This window comes from Acidiphilium sp. PM (genome assembly GCF_000219295.1).
Classification (GTDB): Bacteria; Pseudomonadota; Alphaproteobacteria; order Acetobacterales; family Acetobacteraceae; genus Acidiphilium; species Acidiphilium multivorum.
Window position 1 is genome coordinate 1 of the sequence record NZ_AFPR01000516.1, and the last position, 547, is coordinate 547.

At 61.8% G+C, this 547-nt stretch carries 1 protein-coding gene; it reads right to left on the reverse strand.

Features of this window, described 5'->3' with window-relative positions:
* Positions 1–50 precede the first annotated feature (50 nt).
* A partial coding sequence (locus APM_RS19920; RefSeq protein ID WP_007424600.1) for a gamma-glutamylcyclotransferase occupies positions 51–547 on the reverse strand: 497 nt, incomplete at its 5' end.

Sequence of the window (547 nt, forward strand, 5' to 3'; positions counted from 1 at the left end):
CCAAGGGCGCGATCAAGAATGGCGTCGTCATGCATTCCGTTATCCTTCATTCAATATCGATTGCGCCATGAGCCCGACGCGATCCGAGGCAGATCGCCTGCCTGCTGGTCGCTCTGCACATAAGCCCATGCCAGCTGCCGCACATCTTCGGCCTCGACCGACAGAATGGTGCGCCGATAGAAACCGTTGGTGCCGCATCTGGGCGCCGCCCCCTCGATCATGTCGAGTTGCTCAAGCGTATCGGCGAGATCGTCAGGCACCACATATTCACCTTCGACACGCCCTTCGCCCGTGAGAATGAGTGCCGGGAACACACCCAGATCGACCAAGGTCCCAGTTGTCGAGGCCGCACGAACCGTCCCTCTCAGGGCGGCGGCACGCGCCTCTCCACTCAGAAGCGTGCCGTAGACAAAAATGCCGCGGACAAATGTCTGCGGATCGTGACCATGCGCGGCGTTTTCCAGCGCCATCGTATCGAGGCCAAGCATCTGCCGGCCGCGGCGGCACACGCCCGCATAGACCTCGTCTGGCGGTACGAAGTCCTCCC